Source organism: Pseudomonas fluorescens, assembly GCF_001902145.1.
GTDB classification, from domain to species: domain Bacteria; phylum Pseudomonadota; class Gammaproteobacteria; order Pseudomonadales; family Pseudomonadaceae; genus Aquipseudomonas; species Aquipseudomonas fluorescens_BV.
Genome location: NZ_MRST01000026.1, coordinates 1 through 21,769, shown reverse-complemented (window position 1 = coordinate 21,769; position 21,769 = coordinate 1). Strand labels below are relative to the sequence as shown.

Below are 21,769 nucleotides of genomic sequence, written 5' to 3'. Positions count from 1 at the left end.
TTTGTACGCTGCCTTGATGGGCGCGGCGCGACCATTCAACCAATGAATGGCAGACAACACGCCAGGTGCGGCTATTCTTGTGCCAGCCCATCATTCATAAGAGGCCGCGCACATGAGTACTTCCTCATTCAAGATCGCCCACAAACTGCTGACCGGCGCAGGTGCCATCGAACAACTGGCTGCCGAACTCACGCGCCTGGATGTGGACAATCCGTTGATCGTCACCGACGCCGCGCTGGTCCAGTCCGGCACCGTGGCGCTGGCCCTGGAGCATCTGGGTGATCGAGCCTACGAAATCTTCGACCGCGTGCTGCCCGATCCGGAAATTGCCATCGTCGAAGACTGCATGCGTGCGTACCGCGAAGGCGGGCATGACGGCCTGATCGGTGTGGGCGGCGGCAGTGCCATCGACATCGCCAAGAGCGTGGCGGCGTATGCCGGTTATCACGGCGCGCTGGCGGACTTGTTTGGCGTCGATCAGGTGCCGCGCAAAGGCCCGCCGTTGATCGCCATCCCCACCACGGCCGGCACCGGCTCAGAGGTGACCAATGTGGCGATACTGTCAGACAAGGCCGCACAGCTGAAAAAAGGCATCGTCAGCGATTACTTGCTGCCGGATGTCGCGCTGATCAGCCCGCAAATGACCTTGACCTGCCCACGGGGTGTCACGGCCGCCAGTGGTGTGGACGCCTTGGTGCATGCCATCGAGTCCTACCTGTCGCTGAATGCCTCGCCGATTACCGACGCCCTGGCCATCGGTGCGATCAAGCTGATTGCCAGCGCGTTGCCCAAGGCTTACGCCAACCCGGCGAACCTGCAGGCCCGTGACGACATGGCCACCGCCAGCCTGATGGCCGGCATGGCCTTTGGCAACGCTGGCGTCGGTGCTGTGCATGCGCTGGCGTACCCGTTGGGTGGGCGCTTCAACATTGCCCATGGTGTAAGCAACGCGCTGTTGTTGCCGTATGTGATGCACTGGAACAAGTTGGCCTGCGTCGAGCGCATGCAGGACATTGCCCAGGCCATGGGCGTCAATATCGCCGGGCTGAGTGTGAATGACGCTGCCGACCAGGCTGTAGCGGCGATGACGCGGCTGTGTGCGGCGGTGGAGATCCCGTCCGGCCTGCGCAGTTTCGGCGTGCCCGAGGACGCCATCCCGGCCATGGCCAGTGAAGCCGCAGGCATTGAGCGCTTGATGCGCAACAACCCGCGCAAGCTCAGCGCCGCCGATATCGAAAAAATCTACCGGGCAGCTTACTAACCGTTGAGATAGGTCACGGTGCGCGCAGCAAAGCATGAGGTATACAATGCGCGCCATCGTGATTTAGCTCAAAAAAGGTGCGTCATGCAGCCCTTCGTCATTGCTCCATCGATTCTCTCTGCCGACTTCGCCCGCCTGGGTGAGGAAGTGGACAAGGTGTTGGCCGCCGGTGCCGACTTCGTGCACTTCGATGTCATGGACAACCACTACGTGCCCAACCTGACCATCGGCCCAATGGTGTGCGCCGCGCTGCGCAAGTACGGCATCACCGCGCCGATTGATGCGCACCTGATGGTCAGCCCGGTGGACCGTATCGTCGGTGACTTCATCGAGGCGGGTGCGACTTACATCACCTTCCACCCGGAAGCTACGTTGCACGTTGACCGCACCTTGCAGCTGATCCGCGAAGGCGGCTGCAAGGCGGGTTTGGTATTCAACCCGGCTACTCCGCTGAGCGTGCTTGAGTACGTGATGGACAAGGTCGACATGGTCTTGCTGATGAGCGTCAACCCAGGCTTCGGCGGGCAGAAGTTCATCCCTGGCACCTTGAACAAGCTGCGTGAGGCCCGTGCACTGATCGATGCGTCGGGGCGTGACATTCGCCTGGAGATCGACGGCGGGGTCAACGTCAACAATATCCGTGAGATCGCCGCAGCGGGTGCCGATACCTTCGTGGCCGGCTCGGCGATCTTCAACGCCCCGGACTATCAGGTCGTCATCGACAAGATGCGTGCCGAACTGGCGCTGGCGCGTCCATGAGCGGTTTTGAGCAGTTGTTCCCCGGCAAATTGCCACGGCTGGTGATGTTCGATCTGGACGGTACCTTGATCGACTCGGTACCTGACCTGGCGGCCGCGGTGGACCAGATGCTGCTCAAGCTGGGGCGCAAGCCGGCAGGGATCGAGTCGGTGCGCGAATGGGTTGGCAATGGCGCGCCGATGTTGGTGCGCCGGGCCCTGGCCAACCACATCGATGCCACGGGTGTGGATGAGGTAGAGGCAGAACATGCCTTGGAACTGTTCAATGCCGCTTATGAAAGCAGCCACGAACTGACCGTGGTTTACCCCGGCGTGCGCGACACCCTCAAGTGGTTGAGCAAGCAGGGCGTGGAAATGGCCCTGATCACCAACAAGCCGGAGCGCTTCGTTGCGCCGTTGTTGGACCAGATGAAAATCGGTCGCTACTTCCGCTGGATCATCGGCGGCGATACCTTGCCGCAGAAAAAACCCGACCCGGCGGCTCTGTTTTTCGTGATGAAAATGGCCAATATCCCGGCGTCTCAGTCGCTGTTTGTCGGCGATTCGCGCAGCGATGTGCTGGCGGCCAAAGCGGCGGGCGTGCAGTGCGTGGCCTTGAGTTATGGTTACAATCATGGCCGGCCGATTGCGGAGGAGTCCCCCGCGCTGGTCATTGATGACCTGCGACTGCTAATCCCCGGTTGCTTGGGCGCTGGCGCTGAGATAACGTTGCCCGACATTGATTCGTCCCCTTCTGGAAATTCCATCGTGGTGGTCACTCGCAAACTCTGGATGAAAGTCATCAAGGCCCTGGCCCGCTGGCGTTGGCGCGCCTGACTGATCCTGGCCGCCTGTGCGGCACGTTTGCCTACCTGACTGTTTGACCCTCACACCACGAGGCACATCATGACCCGCGAAGAATTCCTGCGTTTGGCCGCTGCCGGCTATAACCGTATCCCCATGGCTTGCGAAACCCTGGCCGACTTCGATACGCCGCTGTCGATCTACTTGAAGCTGGCCGACGAGCCCAACTCTTACCTGCTCGAGTCGGTACAGGGCGGCGAGAAGTGGGGTCGTTACTCGATCATTGGCCTGCCATGCCGCACCGTGCTGCGGGTACACGGCCATCATGTGAGCATCACCCATGATGGCGTGGAGATCGAAAGCCATGACGTAGAAGACCCGCTGGCCTTTGTCGAAACCTTCAAGGCGCGCTACAACGTGCCGACCATTGCTGGCCTGCCACGCTTCAATGGCGGCCTGGTGGGGTACTTCGGCTATGACTGTGTGCGCTATGTGGAGAAGCGCTTGGGCAAATGCCCGAACCCGGACCCGCTGGGCGTGCCGGACATTTTGCTGATGGTGTCCGACGCGGTGGTGGTGTTCGACAACCTCGCCGGAAAGATGCATGCGATTGTCCTTGCCGACCCTGCCCAGGCTGATGCCTTCGAACAAGGCCAGGCCAACCTGCAAGCGCTGCTTGAGAAACTCCGCCAGCCGATCACCCCGCGTCGCGGCCTGGACCTCAGCCGCCCACCGGCGGCCGACCCGGTGTTCCGCTCAAGCTTTACCCAGGATGACTACGAGCGCGCCGTCGATACCATCAAGGAATACATCCTCGCCGGTGACTGCATGCAAGTGGTGCCGTCGCAACGCATGTCAATCGACTTCAAGGCGGCGCCGATTGATCTGTACCGCGCACTGCGTTGTTTCAACCCGACGCCATACATGTACTTCTTCAATTTTGGCGACTTCCACGTCGTGGGCAGTTCGCCGGAAGTGCTGGTGCGGGTTGAAGACAACCTGATCACCGTGCGCCCGATTGCCGGCACGCGCCCCCGTGGCGCGACCGAAGAAGCCGACGTGGCGCTGGAAGAAGACCTGCTCAGCGACGACAAGGAAATCGCCGAACACCTGATGCTGATCGACCTGGGGCGCAACGACACCGGGCGTGTATCGGAAATCGGTTCGGTGAAACTGACCGAGAAGATGGTCATCGAGCGGTATTCCAATGTGATGCATATCGTGTCCAACGTCACCGGCGAGCTGAAGGCCGGGCTGACGGCGATGGACGCACTGCGGGCGATTTTGCCGGCGGGCACATTGTCGGGGGCGCCGAAGATCCGTGCGATGGAAATCATCGACGAACTGGAGCCGGTCAAGCGTGGTGTCTATGGCGGCGCCGTCGGGTATTTTGCCTGGAACGGCAATATGGACACCGCCATTGCGATCCGCACGGCGGTGATCAAGGACGGCGAGCTGCATGTGCAGGCCGGCGGTGGGATTGTGGCGGACTCGGTGCCGGCCCTTGAGTGGGAAGAAACCCTGAACAAGCGCCGGGCGATGTTCCGCGCCGTGGCATTGGCAGAGCAAACGCCACAAGACTGAAGCTGGAATAAAAATGTGGGAGCGGGCTTGCCCGCGATGGCGGTGTGTCAGTTGAGATACTCAGTGACTGATCCACCGCCATCGCAGGCAAGCCAGCTCCCACATTTGGTTTGCGCAGTATTTAGAAATCCAGACTGACCCCGACATTGACGCCTTGCTGGGTCAAATTGTCATCCTTCCTCAGGTTATACGCCGCGCGCAGTGCCAGGTCCTGAGTCAGCTTGTGGCTGACACCCAGGCTCAAGCGATCAGAGTTACTGCGAGGCGTATACCCGTCTAGCTTGAAGTCGATTCCCTGGACGCTGTTGAGCGAAATGTTCACCTTCTGGGTGTCATTTTCAAACTCATGCTCGTGTGCCACTTCGCCAAAAACCTGGGTTTGCGGCGTGATGCGGTAGCTGCCTTGCAGGCCGACGCCCAGGCGCTTGGAGTCGCGTTGTTGATCATCAAAGGTCAGGGCGGTGGAGCGGCTGTTTTTCTCCGAGTAGCCATTGACTTCAACCCGCGCGTAATCGGCGCTGATGAACGGCGACAGGTGCCAGTCGCTGCCCGGTGTGGCGATGTCATACCCCACGCGGCCGCTCAGTGCCCAGAGCCAGCCATCGGTATCACCTTTCTCCGAGCCTTCACTGACACCCAGGGCGAACTTGCGCTTGAGGCTGTCGAAGTCCAGCTTGCCGCCGGTCAATGCGGCATCGGCCCACCAGTGATTTTGCTGATACTGAGCGAAAGCCGTGCCCATATAGCTGTTGAGCTTGTAGTCCGAATCATTGGCTCCGGCTTCGAGTGTCTGCCGATACAGGCCGGCGGCAACGCCCACGCGCCAGTTTTCATCGAGCCGGTAGCTGCCACCTATATTCAGGTTATAGCCGCTGCCGTCGCCACTGGCCGAGCTGCTCTGATTATCGAAATCCAGGCGTTGGCCGCCACTGGCCACTATGGCGCGCCATTGGCCGACGGCTTGCCAACTGCCGTTGTCTGCTTGCCATTGGTTACGCAGCTCGTCCTGGTGGGCGCGCAATGTGCCTTGGGCCATTTCCGGCAGCAAGGTCAGTTCCCACGGCGCGGCGAGTAGGGAATAGGCGTAATCGGCAATCAAGCGTTGCCCGGCCACGGTAGGGTGGACCGAGTCGTTGTAGATCAGCTTGGTCGGGTCCGGGCTGGTACCGCCGATGCCGTAGGTTGGGTTGGCGGTGCAACTGTTGCCGCTGAAGCAGGTGCCGGTCAGGTTCTGGCCGGTAGCGAGGCCGAAGCGGGCCGGATCGGCGAAAGCCTCGTTCAACAACAGCGGGATGTTCAGCGGGATAACCTGCGCATCGATCTGCGACAGACGCTGTACCAGGGACTGGTTGAAAATATTGCTCAGGGCCGAGGTCGCTGCTTGCTGTGGGGTGCCGTTGATGGCCGGCGTCAGCCCCAGGTCGGGTAGCATCCAGACCATGATGTAGCGTGCGCCGGCTTGTTGCAGGGCCTGGGCGCTGTCCGCCAGTCGCCCACCTGCGGCGACCGCTTGAGCGGGGCTGAGTACCCGGCCTTGGAGGAAGTCGTTGCCGCCACCGGAAAGGAAGTAGAGCGCGTTCGGGTCGGCTCTCCCACCATTGGCCGGCAAATAGCCCTGCCGACTGCGCAACACGGTGCCACCACCGGCGTTGCCTGGGGGAATCGCAGCATCGGAGACTGAGGTAATAGAGTCGAGGATATTGTCGGTACGGTAACCACCCACTGCCCAGTTGTTCCCGTCTGGCAAACCTTGGGCTGCGCGAACCGGTGAGGTGGAGGCATTCAGGTCGTTGGGGGCTACCCCCAATTTGGCACCCAATAGGGTTGAAGAGACCAGGCCGTATTCACCCTGGAAGTTCGCCCCGGTTCGGTTGGTAAAGCGCAATGTGGCGCCGTTCGAACCGTCGGGAAACTGGCCTGCATCAGCCAGGCTGTCGCCGAAAACCACCATGGTTGAATAAGGTGACGGGGCTGCGAACGCCGGGGCGCAGGCCAATGACAGGAGGCAGCCGGCAAGGGGCGCGAAAAATGCTGGTCTGAGCATGCAAGATTCCATTCGGTTGTTTTTATGTTGGAAGTGAAACACTAGCAAAATTTCTGGCATTTTCTGTAGGGATATGTGGAATGTGCCTACGTTGGCCCCCGTATTTGCGGCTCCATATTGCACCGCTGGCGAGCCTACGTTACTGTGCCTGAACGTATGAATGAGACCCTCCCCGTGTTGATCATCAGCAAACTCTTGATGCGAGTAGTCAAGGCACACGCCCGTTGGCGTTGGCGCGCCTGACATTTTTCTCTGCCGGCCTGGCCGGACCTGTACCGATTTGCCTTCTTTACCCGTTGTTTGACGCCCCTTGCCAACTCTCCCTGGCAACCGGAACGTGCGTCTGGCAGCGGGTCATACTCTTGGAAGGCGGTCATTTGAAATCAGTGAATTCAAGAGGTTTGAGCCCACATGTTGCTGATGATTGATAACTACGACTCCTTTACCTACAACGTTGTGCAGTACCTGGGCGAGTTGGGTGCCGAGGTCAAGGTGGTGCGCAACGATGAACTCACTGTTGCCGAAATCGCCGCGTTGAACCCCGAGCGCATCGTGGTTTCACCTGGCCCGTGCACGCCGACCGAGGCGGGCATCTCTCTGGAAGCTATCCAGTATTTCGCCGGCAAGCTGCCGATCCTGGGCGTCTGCCTGGGCCACCAGTCCATCGGCCAGGCGTTTGGCGGTGATGTGGTGCGCGCGCGGGAGGTCATGCACGGCAAGACCAGTCCGGTATTTCATCGCGACCTGGGTGTGTTCCATGGCCTGAACCTGCCGGTGACCGTGACCCGTTACCACTCACTGGTGGTCAAGCGTGAAACCTTGCCCGAATGCCTGGAACTGACCGCCTGGACCCAATTGGAAGACGGCTCGGTCGACGAGATCATGGGCCTGCGTCACAAGACGCTGAACATCGAAGGGGTGCAATTTCACCCTGAATCAATCCTGACCGAGCAGGGCTACGAGCTGTTCGCCAATTTTCTCAAGCAGAGCGGCGGCACGCGCTAAGGACTTTTCATGGATATCAAGACTGCCCTGAGCCGTATCGTCGGCCATCTGGACCTGAGCACCGCGGAAATGAGCGATGTGATGCGCGAGATCATGACCGGTCAATGCACCGACGCCCAGATCGGCGCCTTTATGATGGCGATGCGCATGAAGAGCGAGAGCATCGACGAAATCGTCGGTGCGGTGTCGGTGATGCGTGAGCTGGCGGACAAGGTCGAACTCAAGACCCTCGACGGCGTCGTCGATGTAGTGGGCACTGGCGGTGACGGAGCGAATATTTTCAACGTGTCGACCGCCTCATCTTTTGTGGTGGCTGCCGCTGGTTGCACCGTCGCCAAGCACGGTAACCGTGCAGTGTCTGGCAAGAGCGGCAGTGCCGACTTGTTGGAAGCGGCCGGTATTTACCTGAACCTCACGCCGGTGCAAGTTGCGCGCTGCATTGACAGCGTTGGCATCGGCTTCATGTTTGCCCAGTCCCATCACGGCGCGATGAAGCATGCAGCCGGCCCGCGTAAGGACCTTGGCTTGCGTACCCTGTTCAACATGCTCGGCCCGCTTACGAATCCGGCCGGTGTGAAGCACCAGGTGGTAGGCGTGTTCAGCCAGGCGCTGTGCCGGCCGCTGGCCGAAGTCTTGCAGCGCCTGGGCAGCAAGCATGTGCTGGTGGTGCATTCCAAGGATGGCCTCGACGAGTTCAGCCTGGCGGCGCCTACCTTCGTGGCGGAGCTCAAGAACGACGAGGTCACCGAATATTGGGTCGAGCCCGAAGACCTGGGTATGAAAAGCCAGAGCTTGCACGGCCTGGCGGTGGAAAGCCCGGCAGCTTCACTGGAGCTGATTCGTGACGCCTTGGGACGTCGCAAGACCGAAAACGGTCAGAAAGCTGCGGAAATGATTGTGCTCAATGCTGGCGCAGCCCTTTACGCCGCCGACCATGCCTATAGTCTCAAGGAAGGTGTCGCCTTGGCCCACGATGCGCTGCACACCGGCCTGGCTCGTGAGAAGCTCGAAGAGCTGGGAGCATTCACCGCCGTATTCAAGATGGAGAATGAAGGATGAGTGTGCCAACCGTTCTGGAAAAGATCCTGGCCCGCAAGGCTGAAGAAGTGGCCGAGCGCCGTGCCCGTGTGAGCCTGGCCGAGTTGGAAGCGCAGGCGAAAAGCGCCGATGCGCCACGCGGCTTTGCCAATGCCTTGATCGCCCAGGCCAAGCTCAAGCAGCCGGCCGTGATTGCTGAGGTCAAGAAAGCCTCACCGAGCAAGGGGGTGATTCGCGAACACTTTGTACCTGCTGAAATCGCCGTCAGTTACGAGAAGGGTGGGGCGACCTGTCTGTCTGTGCTGACGGATATTGACTACTTCCAGGGTTCCGACCCGTTCCTGCAACAGGCGCGCGCTGCGTGCAAGCTGCCGGTGATCCGCAAGGATTTCATGGTCGACCCGTATCAAATCGTCGAAGCTCGTGCCTTGGGTGCCGACTGCGTGTTGCTGATTGTCTCCGCATTGGATGACGTGAAGATGGCCGAGCTGGCGGCCGTTGCCAAAAGCGTCGGCCTGGACGTGCTGGTCGAAGTGCATGACGGCGACGAGCTGGAGCGCGCATTGAAGACCCTCGATACTCCGCTGGTGGGCGTCAACAACCGTAACCTGCATACCTTCGACGTCAGCCTGGAAACCACCCTCGACCTGCTGCCGCGTATTCCGCGGGATCGCTTGGTGATTACCGAGAGTGGCATCGTCAATCGCGCCGATGTGGAGTTGATGGAAATCAGTGGTGTGTACTCGTTCCTGGTGGGCGAGACCTTTATGCGCGCCGAGAACCCGGGGGCGGAACTGCAGCGTTTGTTCTTCCCGGAGCGCGGTACGACGATCAGCGGTTCGACACTAGACTGATTTGAAATACGCTCGGAACTGTAGGAGCTGGCTTGCCTGCGATAGTGGCGGGTCAGCCAACCTCTGTGTAGCTGATACACCGCTATCGCAGGCAAGCCAGCTCCCACATTAGGTTTGTGTTTATTCAAGGTAAGTAGGTGTTCGATGCTCCAGCCCGTGATCATGACTGTCGAAGCTGGCCTTGCCGCCGAGCAAGCCCTGTTGGCAGCCGTTTGCGCGGGTGAGCAGGCATTCGGATTGCTGTTCTGGCAGCCCAGTGACCAAGCGCTGGTCATGCCGCGCCGTTTGAGCCGGCTGCCGGCATTCGAGGCCGCGAGCCAGGTCTCGGCCGATGCGGGTTGGCCGGTATTGCTGCGTGAAACCGGCGGTGAGCCGGTGCCGCAGTCCGGCGCCACGGTCAACATCGCCCTGATCTATGCCCCGCCCCGTAGCGAAGGCGACCAAGGGCGCATCGAAACCGGTTATCAGCGCTTGTGCCAACCGATCTGTGATCTGTTGATCGAGTTGGGTGGCGATGCGTCCGTCGGCGAAATTGACGGTGCGTTTTGCGACGGTCGTTACAACGTCAATCTCAATTGCCGCAAAATGGTGGGCACTGCCCAGCGTTGGCGACAAAGCGGTGGCCGCCCGGTCGGGTTGGTGCATGGGGCAATGTTGCTGGAGAATGATCGTGAGGAATTGATTGCGGCGGTCAACCGCTTCAATCAAGCCTGTGGCTTGGAACAGCGAGTTCGCGCCGACAGCCATATCGCACTGCACGAAGCGTTTCCCGCGCCGGATGCGATCAACCGGCTCGACACGTTGTACCGGCAGATGCTGGCTGGCTTCCTGCCGGTTTAACGGGTACCGAATACCACCATTGTCTTGCCTTTGACGTGCACCAGGTTACGTTCCTCCAAGTCCTTGAGCACGCGGCCGACCATTTCCCGAGAACACCCGACAATACGTCCAATCTCCTGGCGCGTGACTTTGATCTGCATGCCGTCGGGATGGGTCATGGCATCGGGTTGCTTGCATAGCTCCAGCAGGCAGCGAGCGACGCGGCCGGTGACATCAAAGAACGCCAGGTCGCCGACCTTGCGCGTGGTGTCGCGCAGGCGCTGGGCGATCTGACCGCTCAGGGCATACAAGATATCTGGATCATGCTGGGCCAGTTCGCGAAATTTCGTATAGCTGATCTCGGCCACTTCACATTCAACTTTGGCCCGTACCCAAGCGCTGCGTTCCTGCTCTTTGCCTGCCTGTTCAAACAAACCCAGCTCCCCGAAGAAGTCTCCGGCGTTGAGGTAGGCAATGATCATCTCACGGCCATCTTCATCCTCGATCAGGATGGTGACCGAGCCCTTGATGATGAAGAACAGGGTTTCTGAGCGCTCGCCGGCGCAGATGATGTTGTGCTTGGCCGGATGACGTCGGCGCTGGCAATGCAGCAACAGCTTGTCGAGGTTCTTGATCTTGGGTGTGGGAGTAAGAGCAACCATGGTTGTATCCCGAAAAAGACTGCGCGGTGTCGTTGGCGTTGTTTTTATCCAGCGGCATCTCATCGATAAACGCTGTACAAGACATGGCAATGCGCCATTCATTTGGCGCCAGCTTACCAGACACCTTCTGTCGCGATTAGCCAATTTACCGGGCAAACGCTGTCATTTATCGAATTTTTGCAGGGCGCTGCTGTTTCAAGACCCTGTGCTAAGCTGGCGACCCTTTTTTAGCAGTGGAGTCTGGGCGATGAAGGCACGCATCCAATGGGCGGGCGAAGCCATGTTCCTCGGTGAGTCGGGCAGCGGCCACGTGGTGGTCATGGACGGTCCGCCGGAAGCCGGCGGCCGTAACCTGGGTGTACGGCCGATGGAAATGTTGCTGCTGGGTGTGGGCGGTTGCAGCAATTTCGATGTGGTCAGCATCTTGAAGAAGTCCCGCCAGGCTGTGGAAAGCTGCGAAGCCTTCCTGGAAGCCGAGCGCGCCACTGAAGACCCGAAGGTCTTTACCAAGATCCATATGCATTTCGTGGTCAAGGGCCGGGCGTTGAAAGAAGCCCAGGTCAAGCGTGCCATCGAGCTGTCGGCCGAGAAGTACTGCTCAGCATCGATCATGCTGGGGGCCGCGGGCGTGGTCATTACCCACGACTACGAAATCATCGAGCTGGGTTGATTGCAGCAGGCAAAAGAAAGGGCGCTTCGGGCGCCCTTTTTTTCTTTTTTCGGTTCAGATTCGATAGGTGCTTTTGGTCATGACCTTGGCCAACAGGCTCATGCCGAACCGTACCGGGGCTGGAAAGCGGAAGCCGCCCGCGTCCAGCGCGCTCTCTGCGTGGTGTTCTTCATCGATGCGCATCTGCTCAAGAATGGCCCGTGACTTTTCGTCTTCGGCCGGCAGTTGCTCCAGGTGTTCATCCAGGTGCTTGCACACCTGATGTTCTGTCGCGGCTACAAACCCCAGGCTGACTTTGTCGCTGATCAGCCCGGCAGCCGCGCCGATACCAAACGACAAGCCATAAAACAGTGGGTTGAGCACGCTGGGATGGCTGCCCAACTGGCGGATGCGTTGTTCGCACCAGGCCAGGTGGTCGATCTCTTCCTCGGCCGCATGCTCCATCGCCGTGCGTACCTGTGGCAACTTGGCGGTCAGCGCCTGGCCCTGGTACAACGCCTGGGCACAGACTTCACCGGTATGGTTGATGCGCATCAGGCCAGCGACGTGACGGGTATCGGTCTCGCTCAGCTGTACATCCGGCTGCACGATGGCGGGCGATGGACGGTAGGGCTGGCCGCTGAACGGCAGCAGGGTGCGCATGGCCATGTCGGCTTGCAGCAACAGACGGTCAATCGGCGAGTAGTGACGTTGGGTAGTCATGCTGACCTCCGGGAAGAATCTCGGCGGCCAGTTTACCGCAAGAGAGCGTCCAGCGTTTGTGCTGAGTCAATTTGCCCTTGTGCACTCAGCCCGGTGGCCAGTTCATCTGGCGCTGGCCCAGCACGTGCATATGGATGTGGTAAACGGTTTGCCCGCCGTCTTCATTGCAATTCATCACTACACGAAAGCCTTTTTCGCAGCCTTGTTCCACGGCCAGGCGTTGGGCGGTGAACAGGATATGGCCGGCCAGCGCCTTATCGTCCTCGGTCAGGTCGTTGAGGGTACGAATGGGCTTTTTCGGGATAACCAGGAAATGCACTGGCGCCTGCGGGGCGATATCGTGAAAAGCCAGGACTTGGTCATCTTCATAGATGATCTTCGCCGGTATTTCTCTGTTGATGATCTTGGTGAACAGAGTATCCACAGCTGTATCTCCATTGTGAAAAGTGAGGTGAGTGTACGTAGGCCTTCAGCGTGGGCAATAGGCCTTGTTGATGGCGCCGGCAATTTTGCGGGTGAGCCAGCGCGGGCTCAGGCGTGGGCTGAACGTCAGCCAACGGTTGCGGCGCCCGGGAATGATGATGGCTTTGTTCTTTTCCAGCGCCCGCACGGTGTAGAGCGCGACTTCTTCCGGGCTCATCAGTTGCTGGCTGCGGTCGAGTTTCGCCGTATCCATCTGCGCGGTACTGAAGAATGCGGTGCGCGTAGGGCCGGGGCAGAGCACTGAAACCTTGATGCCGCAGGTCTTCAATTCTTCGCGCAGCCCTTCGGAGAAGTGCAGTACGTAGGCTTTGCTGGCGTAGTAGCTGCTCATCCACGGCCCAGGCTGGAAGGCTGCGACCGAGGCCACATTGAGGATTTGCCCGCCGCCATGCAGGGCCATGGCATTGCCCAGTGCGTGGCACATGCGGGTCAGCGCCAGGATGTTGACTTCGATGAGGTCCTGCTCGGTCATCCAGTCCTGGGCCAGGAACGGCCCGCTGGTGCCGATGCCGGCGCAGTTGACCAGCAAGTCGATCTGTCGCTCACCCTCTTCGAGCTCCAGCAAAAAGCCGGACAAACGCAGCGGCTCGCCCAGGTCACAGGCACGAAACAGCACCTCGACGCCGAAGCGTTGGGTCAACTCCAATGCAATGCTTTCCAACTGATCACGCTGGCGGGCCACCAGAATCAAGCTACGGCCGCGCCGTGCCAAGGCTTCGGCCAATGCCAGGCCGATGCCACTGGAGGCGCCGGTGATCAGAGCGTAACGGGTCATGCCTTTCTCCATCGCAACGCCACCGGCCTATGACAGTGCGTCACAGGCGGCGGGCGTTTCCTCACTGTTCTGGAGAGTCTACAGGTTCGGCTGCATCGTCAGCACTTTGCGCTGCGGCTTCATCAACGATAACGCTTTGGTCGACGTCTGCGTCTGAGGTGACGGAGCTGCTTTCGTAGCTGCTGTCCATGTTGGCTTCAAGCTGGTCCAGGTAGCCATTCATGCCCAGGGTGACGACGATGATGAGCATCAAGGGGATAAACGCCAGCCACAGCGAAGCCAGGATTTTCACCGCAGTGGAGTTGCGTGGTGGTGGCGCGCCGTATTGGTTGGCGCCCGTATTGCCTGGCAATACCAGCAACAGCAGTGGGAATACGCTGTTTACCAGCGGAACCAGGTTGAGCAGGTACAGCCAGCCAGACCAGCCCAGGTCATGCAGGCGCTGCACGCCGATTTGCACGCTCACCACTACCAGTGCCACAAACAGTGCGAAACCCAGCAGTGAGCCGAGAATGATGGCGATCGTTGGCGAGGCCGTCGCCACTGCGAAGCCCACCGTACTGATGATGCCCGCTGCTACCAGCATCGCGACGGTCAGTGCCAGCGTCCAGGCCAGGTAGCGCAGGCGTCCGATGCGCCCGTGGATGGTGAACACCTTGAGGGTGGCGAACTCCGGCAGGTCGTCGCCAACTGCGGCGCGTGGCGGTGCATAAGGTGACGCAGCGGCGCGGTCAGAGGTTGACGAGTCCGTCTCGTGGGTTTCTGCAAGGTTGAACGCCACGGGTTGTTCGGCCTCGATGCGAGCGTCGATCCCGGCGTTGTGCAGTGCCGTCAGGTAAGTTTGCGCGTCGGGGTGAGACAGGTCGCGCTTGAGCGCGACGGGGCGGCCGGTGAAGAGCTTTTCGATCGCTTCAACATCGCTTTTGAATAACTCGGCGAGGTTCAGCTTGGCGGTGGTGCTTTCGACACCTGGGCGCAAGGCTCCGTCAAACACAATCTTGAAACGGCTGTCGCTCATGCGGGCATCCTTGTCACTTAATCAGGGAGGGTATGCAGGCCTGTCCAGTTGGCAGGCCCGGCAGTGGGTCAGCGTGGCCAGCGCAGTTGCGCGGCGTGCTCGCGTGCTTTGCGGTATTCGACATCCAGGCGCGCTATGAGCTCATCCACACTGGGCACATCATTGATCTCACCGACGCCTTGGCCGGCAGACCATACAGTTTTCCACGCTTTGGCCTCATCGCTCAATGGCTTGAGCTTGGAACCGAAATTGACTTCACCCTTGCCTTGAAGCGCAGCAAGGTCAAAACCGGCATTTTCCAGGCTCTGGCGCATGAAGCTTGCAGGTACGCCGGAGACTGCAGGAGTGTGCACGATGTCGGCAGCACGCGATGTGAGCAGCATCTCCTTATAGGCATCCGGTGCCTGGCTTTCGGTGGTGCCGATAAAGCGCGTGCCGAAATATGCCAGGTCTGCCCCCAGCATCTGGGCGGCAAGAATTTCGTGCCCATGGTTAAGGCAGCCCGCCAGCAGCAGGGTTTTGTCGAAGAACTGGCGAATTTCGGCAATCAGTGAAAAGGGGCTCCAGGTGCCAGCGTGGCCACCCGCGCCAGCGGCTACGGCAATGAGGCCGTCGACGCCGGCTTCAGCGGCTTTTTCCGCATGGCGTCGGGTAGTGACGTCATGGAATACCAGGCCACCGTAGCTGTGAACCGCGTCCACCAACTCCTTTACCGCACCGAGGCTGGTGATGACGATGGGCACCTTGTGCTCGACACAGATCGCCAGGTCGGCCTCCAGCCGTGGATTGCTGTTGTGCACGATCAGGTTCACGGCATAGGGCGCAGGGTTGTCCAACTGCGCCAAGCCCGCTTCGATTTCTTCCAGCCAGGCCTTGAAACCGCTGCTTTCGCGTTGGTTGAGCGCCGGGAAACTCCCAACTACCCCGTTGCGACAGCAGGCCAGGACCAGTTGCGGATTGGAGATCAGAAACATCGGCGCGGCCACCACGGGCAGGCGCAGACGTTGTTCCAGCAGAGCGGGCAGCGACATTGGAGGTTCCCCGAGTAATTGACGTTAGAACGGTTTGACCACGACCAAAATTACGATAGCCAGCAATATCAGAACCGGGACCTCATTGAACCAGCGATAAAAGACATGGCTGCGGGTGTTTTCGCCACGGGCGAAGCGCTTTACCTGTGCGCCGCACATGTGGTGATAGCCGATCAGCAGGACGACCAGGGTCAGCTTGGCGTGGATCCACGCGCCCGACTGGAAAATGCCGGGGTTGAGGGCCAGCATCCAGATGCCGAAGACCAGTGTGGCAACCATCGCCGGGCCCATGATGCCACGGTACAACTTGCGCTCCATGATGCTGAAGCGCTCCTTGCTGACGGTGTCTTCGCTTTGGGCGTGGTAGACAAACAGGCGCGGCAGGTAGAACAGCCCGGCAAACCAGCAAACGATGCTGACGATATGGAAGGCTTTGACCCATAGATAGAGCATTTTAGTTATTCCCAGGTTCACGGTAGCGAAGATAGTAGTGGCTCATGCGCCCGTACGTCACGTTGACGGTTGTCGCAGGACGATACGGCCCCTATTATCGACGGCTTTCCAGTGGGTTCGTTGAGGGCAGGTTTATGGTCAAGGTCGGTATCGTCGGCGGCACGGGTTACACCGGTGTCGAATTGCTGCGTCTGTTGGCTCAGCATCCGCAGGCTGAGGTGGCGGTCATCACTTCCCGATCCGAAGCCGGGCTGGCCGTGGCCGATATGTACCCGAACCTGCGGGGCCACTATGACGGCCTGGCGTTCAGTGTGCCGGACACCAAGACCCTGGCTGCCTGCGACGTGGTGTTCTTCGCCACGCCTCACGGTGTGGCTCATGCGTTGGCCGGTGAGTTGCTGGCGGCCGGCACCAAGGTTATCGACTTGTCGGCAGACTTCCGTCTGCAAGACGCCGATGAGTGGGCCAAATGGTACGGTCAACCCCATGGTGCGCCGCAGCTCTTGGAAGAGGCGGTTTACGGCCTGCCGGAAGTCAATCGTGAGCAGATCAAGCAAGCGCGCCTGATTGCCGTGCCGGGTTGCTATCCGACGGCGACGCAATTGGGCTTCCTGCCATTGTTGGAAGCTGGCTTGGCGGATGCGTCGCGCCTGATCGCCGACTGCAAGTCGGGCGTCAGTGGTGCGGGTCGTGGTGCGGCGGTAGGTTCCCTTTACTCCGAAACGTCGGAAAGCATGAAAGCCTATGCGGTAAAAGGTCATCGGCACCTGCCGGAAATTCGCCAGGGTTTGCGTCGCGCTGCCGGCCGGGATGTGGGGCTGACCTTCGTGCCGCACCTGACGCCGATGATCCGCGGGATTCACTCCACGCTGTATGCGACCGTCACCGATCGCTCGGTAGACCTGCAGGCGCTGTTTGAAAAGCGTTATGCCAATGAGCCGTTCGTCGATGTGATGCCGGCCGGCAGCCATCCGGAAACGCGCAGCGTGCGTGGCGCCAACGTGTGCCGTATTGCGGTGCATCGTCCGCAGGATGGTGACCTTGTGGTGGTGTTGTCGGTGATCGACAACCTGGTCAAAGGCGCGTCGGGCCAGGCGGTGCAGAACATGAACATCCTGTTCGGCCTGGACGAGAAGTTGGGCCTGTCCCACGCGGGCATGTTGCCTTAACGCGGGCTTATTGTTGCGCAAAAGGCCCGTTGATCGGGCCTTTTGCATTTTAATGGTCGCTGGGCAGATTGATATACCGTAACAATAGTTGACCGCTTTTCTAGGAGAAGCGGATAATACCGGCCATTACGCATATGGCGGCGCTACGCCGGGAGATTATCAGCATGAGCGTTGAATCCTTCACCCCCACGGCTTTGCAATTCACCCACGGTGCTGCGCACAAGGTGAAGAGCCTGGTCGATGAAGAGGGTAATGATCGCTTGAAGCTGCGCGTATTCGTTACGGGCGGCGGTTGTTCAGGGTTTCAGTACGGTTTTACCTTCGATGAAGATGTGGCCGATGACGACACTATCGTTGAGCGCGAGGGTGTGAGCCTGGTCGTGGATCCTATGAGTTTCCAATACCTGGCGGGTGCCGAGGTGGATTACCAGGAGGGTCTGGAAGGCTCGCGTTTCGTGATCAAGAACCCTAATGCCACCACGACATGTGGTTGCGGGTCTTCGTTCTCGATCTGATCGGTAGCAGGTACAAAAACGCCGCTTGGCTCTTACGGGCCAAGCGGCGTTTTGCTGTCTGGGGGTCAGGCGGGGTAGATCGCGCCAAGCACTCGAAGCCCGCGTGCGCCAGTGACGCTGGGGCGATTGGCGGCAATGCCTTCAAGGCAGCAGTGTGCCAGCCATGCGAAGGCCATTGCTTCTACCCAGTCAGGATCTACGCCGTAGGTCGCTGTAGTGCTGACATGGGTGGAAGGCAGCAACGTTGTCAGCCGGCTCATCAGTGCTCCGTTATGGGCGCCGCCGCCGCAGATCAGCAAGGTTGTTGTGTCAGTCTGGGCGCTTTGCAGGGACTCGACGATGGTCAGGGCCGTCAGCTCCAGCAGGGTGGCCTGTACGTCTTGGGGTTCAAAGGCGGGCAAACGGCCAAGGTGCTGCTGCAGCCAGGCCAGGTTGAACACTTCGCGGCCCGTGCTTTTCGGGCCTTTGGTCATGAAGAACGGATCGCTGAGCAGCGTGTTGAGCAACTGGGCCTGGACCTTGCCGCTGGCCGCCCATTGCCCGTCCCGATCGAAGTGTTCGCCGCGCTGCAGGTGAATCCAGGCATCGAGCAACACGTTCCCTGGGCCGCAGTCGAAACCGGCGACAGGCTTGCCCGTCTCGATCAGGCTGAGGTTGCTGAACCCGCCGACATTCAATACCGCGCGATTGCCCGTCTGTTCGCCGAACAAGGCTTCATGAAAGGCTGGAACCAAAGGCGCGCCTTGGCCGCCGGCGGCGACATCGCGGCTGCGGAAGTCGCTGACGACGGTGATGCCTGTGAGTTCGGTGAGCAGGGCAGGGTTGCCGATCTGAACAGTAAAGCCTCGGGCGGGTTCATGGCGAATCGTCTGACCATGGCTACCAATCGCCCGAATGTCCTGAGGCTTGAGGTTCTGTTGATCCAGCAAGGCGACGATGCCTTGAGCGGCAAGCGTTACCCACTGTTGCTGGGCAATTGCCGAGCGGGCGATTTCATCCGGGCCGCTGGCGCATAGGCTCAGCAGCTCTGCGCGCAAGGCGTCAGGCATCGGGATGTAGCGAGTGGCGATCAGATTGATCGCCGCGCCTTGTTCGATAAGAGCAATATCCAGGCCGTCGAGGCTGGTCCCGGACATCACACCAATATAGAGCGGCATACCTTAACGCTTCGCCGAAGCCAGCAAGGTGGAGCGCTCTTGATCCATCCGTGCCATCAGCGGCTGGCTCTGTTGCATGAAACGCGCGCGTTCGGCCTTGGCAATAGGGTCAGCCATCGGCAGCTTCTGGCCCAATGGGTCGACGTGTACGCCGTTGACCTGGAACTCGTAGTGCAAATGCGGGCCGGTGGAGAGGCCGGTGGTACCGATGTAACCGATCACTTGGCCCTGTTTCACGTTGCCGCCAGTTTTGACGCCCTTGGCAAACCCTTGCATGTGGCCGTACAGCGTGCGGTAAGTGTTGCCGTGCTGGATGATTACCGTATTGCCGTAACCACCACGGCGCCCTGCCAGCAAGACCTTGCCGTCGCCCGCCGCTTTAATTGGCGTGCCACGTGGAGCGGCATAGTCGACGCCCTTATGTGCGCGAATTTTGTTCAGAATTGGATGCTTGCGACCCATGGAGAAACGCGAGCTAATACGGGCAAAGTCAACGGGGGTACGGATGAAGGCCTTGCGCATGCTGTTGCCATCAGCTGTGTAGTAGCTGGTGTTGCCTTGTTTGTTGGTGTAGCGCACGGCGGTGTAGGTTTTGCCACGGTTGGTGAAGCGTGCAGACAGAATGTTGCCAGTGCCCACGACTTTTCCGTTGGCTACTTTCTGCTCGTAGATCACGTCGAACTCATCGCCTTGACGGATGTCCTGAGCGAAGTCGATGTCGTAGCCAAATACGCTGGCCATGTCCATGGTCATGCTGTGCGAAAGGCCTGCACGCGCGGCAGATTGCGACAGGGAGCTGTTGATCACGCCGTGTACGTAGGCGGAACGCATGACGGGTTTGGTGGTAATTCGGTTGAATGCAAAGCCTTTGGCGCCTTTGCTCAGGCTGATGCTTTCCAGGTCGCTGATACTGGTGTGCAGGTTGTTCAACTGGCCGTCTGGCGTCAGCTCAAACTCAAGCTTTTGGCCACGTTTGAGCTGAGTGAATTGCTTGGCTTGCTTATCGCTGGCGAGCACTTCATTTACAGCGGCGGCAGGCAGTCCAACCTTCTCGAACAGGGTAGATAGTGTGTCGCCTTTGCCCACGATGACTTCGCGGTGCTGGGGATTCTTGGCTGCGGCTGCCGCAGGTGCTTCCTGAGCGGCTTGTTGGGTGTCTTCGGGAGTGCTTTCGATCTGTGCGAAAGGTGATTGAGTTGCAGTGTTTGTGGCTTGTTGAGCGTCGGAAGCGTCTTGATCTTGTGTCAGTTGTTCAACTGGGCTTTCCAGATCAAGGCTCAGGGATGTTCGTTTGGCTTCAACGTCACTGGAAGGGAATACCAGCAGTGCCAGGCTGAGAAGGGCGGCGATACCACTTGCGGCGAGCAGGTGGGTCTTCGGGTAAAGCGGCGGCGCTTTAGACGGTTCAGTGGTCATAAGTAATTTTGGCTTTGAAGATGAAATGGAAAAGATGAATGACATGATGAAGATGAAATAACTGTATAAAATATAACCAAATCATCTGTGGCGCAAGCTCGCGAACGCTGGGCTTGCTGAACGGTGTCCGTGCGCAGGGCAAAACTTGTAATTAGTCCCTGATCTTGTATGGTTGGTTCCCTTTTGAATCTGAGCCTTGCGGGTCTGTTATGAAGTCGGTTGAAGAGCAGCTAGCGCTGATAAAACGTGGTGCGGAAGAACTGTTGGTCGAGTCCGAGCTGATCGAAAAGCTCAAGCGTGGCCAACCCCTGCGTATCAAGGCTGGCTTTGATCCGACCGCGCCGGATCTGCACCTGGGCCATACCGTGCTTATTAATAAGCTGCGTCAGTTCCAGGAGCTGGGCCATCAGGTCATCTTCCTTATAGGTGACTTCACCGGGATGATCGGTGATCCAAGTGGCAAGAGCGCTACGCGCCCGCCGCTGACTCGTGAGCAGGTGCTCGATAATGCCGAGACCTACAAGACCCAGGTATTCAAGATCCTTGATCCAGCCAAGACCGAGGTGGCGTTCAACTCCACCTGGATGGACAAAATGGGGCCGGCAGATTTCATTCGCCTGACTTCCCAGTACACCGTGGCACGCATGCTCGAGCGCGATGACTTCGACAAGCGCTACTCGACCAATCAGCCAATCGCCATCCATGAGTTCCTTTACCCGCTGGTTCAAGGCTATGACTCGGTGGCGCTGCGTGCGGATGTCGAGTTGGGTGGCACCGACCAGAAGTTCAACCTGTTGATGGGGCGTGAATTGCAGCGCGCCTATGGTCAGGAGGCTCAGTGCATTCTGACCATGCCGTTGTTGGAAGGCTTGGATGGCGTCAAGAAGATGTCCAAGTCCCTGGGTAACTATGTCGGGATCCAGGAAGCACCAGGTGTGATGTACGGCAAGCTGGTGTCTATTCCAGATGCGCTGATGTGGCGGTACTTCGAGCTGTTGAGCTTCCGCTCGATGGACGAGATCAATGCGCTGCGGGCGGATGTCGAGGCGGGCGCTAATCCTCGCGATGTGAAGATTAAGCTGGCTGAAGAGATCGTTGCGCGTTTCCATGGCGAGGAGGCTGCGGCCAGCGCTCACCGCGCGGCAGGTAATCGCATGAAAGACGGTGAGCTACCTGACGATCTGCCGGAGGTTGAATTGACTGCTGCCGAGGCGATGCCGATTGCGGCTGTGCTTAATAAGGCTGGCCTGGTGAAGAATTCGGCGGTCGCGCGTGATCTCTTGGGTTCGGGCGGTGTGCGTATAGATGGTGAGGTGGTTGATCGCACCTTTATATACGAGCTGGGCGCCACTCACGTTTGTCAGGCGGGGAAGAAGGCATTTGCGCGTATTACGCTCAAATCCGAATAAGTCTGAAAATAGGTGTTGACGGCGAATTATATCTGTCTATAATTCGCCCCACTTCCGGCGCAGTCGAAACGGAAAACTCCTTGGTAAACAATGAGTTAAGAAGTTTTCGGCAGCAAGTTGCTTCAGTTCATCGAAGCCAAAAGGAAGTTGAAAAAGAGGTGTT

22 protein-coding genes are annotated in these 21,769 nt (G+C 59.3%); 12 read left to right on the top strand and 10 right to left on the bottom strand.

The features are described from left to right. Positions 1 to 112 precede the first annotated feature (112 nt). From BUE92_RS19570 to trpE, 4 genes are all read left to right on the top strand, one after another. Positions 113 to 1,261, top strand: coding sequence for an iron-containing alcohol dehydrogenase (locus BUE92_RS19570; protein ID WP_003194705.1), 1,149 nt, complete (start codon positions 113 to 115; stop codon positions 1,259 to 1,261). A gap of 84 nt (positions 1,262 to 1,345) precedes the next feature. Beyond that, positions 1,346 to 2,020, top strand: coding sequence for a ribulose-phosphate 3-epimerase (gene rpe / locus BUE92_RS19565; protein ID WP_073525808.1), 675 nt, complete (start codon positions 1,346 to 1,348; stop codon positions 2,018 to 2,020). Then, positions 2,017 to 2,835, top strand: a complete 819-nt coding sequence (locus BUE92_RS19560; protein WP_073525807.1) for a phosphoglycolate phosphatase — start codon at positions 2,017 to 2,019, stop codon at positions 2,833 to 2,835. The genes rpe and BUE92_RS19560 overlap by 4 nt, the downstream gene beginning before the upstream one ends. Positions 2,836 to 2,904: 69 nt before the next feature. After that, positions 2,905 to 4,386 (top strand): anthranilate synthase component I, encoded by a 1,482-nt coding sequence (gene trpE / locus BUE92_RS19555; protein WP_073525806.1) that lies wholly within the window; start codon positions 2,905 to 2,907, stop codon positions 4,384 to 4,386. Between the two features lie 121 nt (positions 4,387 to 4,507). Here trpE and estP read toward each other — a convergent pair whose 3' ends face one another. Further along, positions 4,508 to 6,430, bottom strand: coding sequence for an esterase EstP (estP, locus tag BUE92_RS19550; protein ID WP_073525805.1), 1,923 nt, complete (start codon positions 6,428 to 6,430; stop codon positions 4,508 to 4,510). Between the two features lie 411 nt (positions 6,431 to 6,841). Here estP and BUE92_RS19545 point away from each other — a divergent pair, with 411 nt between their 5' ends. The 4 genes from BUE92_RS19545 to BUE92_RS19530 all read left to right on the top strand — a co-directional run bounded on the left by BUE92_RS19545 (position 6,842) and on the right by BUE92_RS19530 (position 10,167). Continuing rightward, positions 6,842 to 7,435, top strand: a complete 594-nt coding sequence (locus BUE92_RS19545; protein WP_032895052.1) for an aminodeoxychorismate/anthranilate synthase component II — start codon at positions 6,842 to 6,844, stop codon at positions 7,433 to 7,435. Positions 7,436 to 7,444: 9 nt separating this feature from the next. After that, complete coding sequence (gene trpD / locus BUE92_RS19540) at positions 7,445 to 8,494, top strand: anthranilate phosphoribosyltransferase (protein WP_003194694.1); 1,050 nt, start codon at positions 7,445 to 7,447, stop codon at positions 8,492 to 8,494. Continuing rightward, a complete protein-coding gene (trpC, locus tag BUE92_RS19535; RefSeq protein ID WP_073525804.1) occupies positions 8,491 to 9,327 on the top strand; it encodes an indole-3-glycerol phosphate synthase TrpC in 837 nt (278 codons plus the stop codon). The genes trpD and trpC overlap by 4 nt, the downstream gene beginning before the upstream one ends. A 144-nt stretch (positions 9,328 to 9,471) precedes the next feature. Next, a complete protein-coding gene (locus BUE92_RS19530) occupies positions 9,472 to 10,167 on the top strand; it encodes a lipoyl protein ligase domain-containing protein (RefSeq protein WP_073525803.1) in 696 nt (231 codons plus the stop codon). On the opposite strand, the gene crp is transcribed toward BUE92_RS19530, so the two are convergent. After that, positions 10,164 to 10,808 carry a cAMP-activated global transcriptional regulator CRP gene (gene crp, locus BUE92_RS19525; protein WP_073525802.1) on the bottom strand — a complete coding sequence of 215 codons (645 nt, stop codon included), beginning with the start codon at positions 10,806 to 10,808 and terminating at the stop codon, positions 10,164 to 10,166. The two genes, BUE92_RS19530 and crp, sit on opposite strands and share 4 nt — an antisense overlap. Positions 10,809 to 11,055: 247 nt before the next feature. Here crp and BUE92_RS19520 point away from each other — a divergent pair, with 247 nt between their 5' ends. After that, positions 11,056 to 11,478, top strand: coding sequence for an OsmC family protein (locus BUE92_RS19520; RefSeq protein ID WP_003194686.1), 423 nt, complete (start codon positions 11,056 to 11,058; stop codon positions 11,476 to 11,478). Positions 11,479 to 11,532: 54 nt separating this feature from the next. Here the strand turns inward: BUE92_RS19520 and coq7 are convergent, their stop codons facing one another. The 6 genes from coq7 to hemJ form a co-directional block, all read right to left on the bottom strand. Beyond that, on the bottom strand, positions 11,533 to 12,180 hold the full coding sequence (coq7, locus tag BUE92_RS19515) for a 2-polyprenyl-3-methyl-6-methoxy-1,4-benzoquinone monooxygenase (RefSeq protein ID WP_003194684.1): 648 nt from the start codon (positions 12,178 to 12,180) through the stop codon (positions 11,533 to 11,535). 85 nt (positions 12,181 to 12,265) lie between these two features. Then, complete coding sequence (locus BUE92_RS19510; protein WP_003194682.1) at positions 12,266 to 12,604, bottom strand: histidine triad nucleotide-binding protein; 339 nt, start codon at positions 12,602 to 12,604, stop codon at positions 12,266 to 12,268. 45 nt (positions 12,605 to 12,649) lie between these two features. Then, positions 12,650 to 13,438, bottom strand: coding sequence for an SDR family NAD(P)-dependent oxidoreductase (locus tag BUE92_RS19505; protein ID WP_073525801.1), 789 nt, complete (start codon positions 13,436 to 13,438; stop codon positions 12,650 to 12,652). Positions 13,439 to 13,499: 61 nt separating this feature from the next. Further along, entirely contained in the window at positions 13,500 to 14,456 is a 957-nt protein-coding gene (locus tag BUE92_RS19500; protein ID WP_073525800.1) for a DUF805 domain-containing protein, read from the bottom strand. A gap of 68 nt (positions 14,457 to 14,524) precedes the next feature. Continuing rightward, a complete protein-coding gene (locus BUE92_RS19495; RefSeq protein WP_073525799.1) occupies positions 14,525 to 15,487 on the bottom strand; it encodes an NAD(P)H-dependent flavin oxidoreductase in 963 nt (320 codons plus the stop codon). Between the two features lie 24 nt (positions 15,488 to 15,511). Then, the gene (gene hemJ / locus BUE92_RS19490) at positions 15,512 to 15,940 is read right to left on the bottom strand and encodes a protoporphyrinogen oxidase HemJ (RefSeq protein ID WP_003194674.1); all 429 of its coding nucleotides are present in this window, start codon (positions 15,938 to 15,940) and stop codon (positions 15,512 to 15,514) included. A gap of 134 nt (positions 15,941 to 16,074) precedes the next feature. On the opposite strand from hemJ, the gene argC reads away from it, so the two are divergent. Both argC and erpA read left to right on the top strand, forming a co-directional pair. Then, positions 16,075 to 17,109, top strand: coding sequence for an N-acetyl-gamma-glutamyl-phosphate reductase (gene argC / locus BUE92_RS19485; RefSeq protein ID WP_073525798.1), 1,035 nt, complete (start codon positions 16,075 to 16,077; stop codon positions 17,107 to 17,109). 164 nt (positions 17,110 to 17,273) lie between these two features. Then, positions 17,274 to 17,624, top strand: a complete 351-nt coding sequence (erpA, locus tag BUE92_RS19480) for an iron-sulfur cluster insertion protein ErpA (protein ID WP_003176443.1) — start codon at positions 17,274 to 17,276, stop codon at positions 17,622 to 17,624. Between the two features lie 65 nt (positions 17,625 to 17,689). On the opposite strand, the gene BUE92_RS19475 is transcribed toward erpA, so the two are convergent. Together BUE92_RS19475 and BUE92_RS19470 are read right to left on the bottom strand one after the other, a co-directional pair. Beyond that, positions 17,690 to 18,781: an anhydro-N-acetylmuramic acid kinase gene (locus tag BUE92_RS19475; RefSeq protein ID WP_073525797.1), complete on the bottom strand. Its 1,092-nt coding sequence runs from the start codon at positions 18,779 to 18,781 to the stop codon at positions 17,690 to 17,692. Positions 18,782 to 18,784: 3 nt separating this feature from the next. Then, the gene (locus tag BUE92_RS19470; protein ID WP_073525796.1) at positions 18,785 to 20,197 is read right to left on the bottom strand and encodes a peptidoglycan DD-metalloendopeptidase family protein; all 1,413 of its coding nucleotides are present in this window, start codon (positions 20,195 to 20,197) and stop codon (positions 18,785 to 18,787) included. A gap of 209 nt (positions 20,198 to 20,406) precedes the next feature. Here BUE92_RS19470 and tyrS point away from each other — a divergent pair, with 209 nt between their 5' ends. After that, positions 20,407 to 21,606, top strand: a complete 1,200-nt coding sequence (gene tyrS, locus BUE92_RS19465; protein ID WP_073525795.1) for a tyrosine--tRNA ligase — start codon at positions 20,407 to 20,409, stop codon at positions 21,604 to 21,606. Positions 21,607 to 21,769: the final 163 nt, after the last annotated feature.